The organism is Nocardia cyriacigeorgica (assembly GCF_010858045.1).
In the GTDB taxonomy this organism is placed as follows: domain Bacteria; phylum Actinomycetota; class Actinomycetes; order Mycobacteriales; family Mycobacteriaceae; genus Nocardia; species Nocardia cyriacigeorgica_E.
This window is the reverse complement of sequence record NZ_JAAGVC010000334.1, coordinates 1-288: the sequence shown is the minus strand read 5'-3', so window position 1 is coordinate 288 and position 288 is coordinate 1. Positions and strand designations below refer to the sequence as shown.

Genomic DNA, 288 nt, shown 5'->3' with positions numbered 1-288 from the left:
GTCGTGCACCATCCTGACCACCGACGCCATCGGCGACCTCACCCGCATCCATGATCGGATGCCGTTGCCCATGCCGAGCGAGCACTGGGACGCCTGGCTGGACCCGGATCATCCGGCTCCGGCCGAACTACTGGAACCGCCTACGCCGGAACTGGTCGCCGCAATCACCGCGCGGCCGGTGTCGTCGCTGGTCAACAGCGTGCGCAACAACGGGCCTGAACTATTGGCGACGGCAGAGGAACAGTCCGAACAGATCAGTCTGCTGTAACCCGCTGCCCGGGAGGCAGC

The 288-nt window shown here is 66.0% G+C and carries 1 protein-coding gene; it reads left to right on the top strand.

Annotated elements, in window-relative coordinates; all coding sequences use genetic code 11:
• Window positions 1–268 (top strand): SOS response-associated peptidase family protein (locus tag GV790_RS29925; RefSeq protein ID WP_163818167.1); only part of this gene is annotated, 268 nt, incomplete at its 5' end.
• Window positions 269–288: the final 20 nt, after the last annotated feature.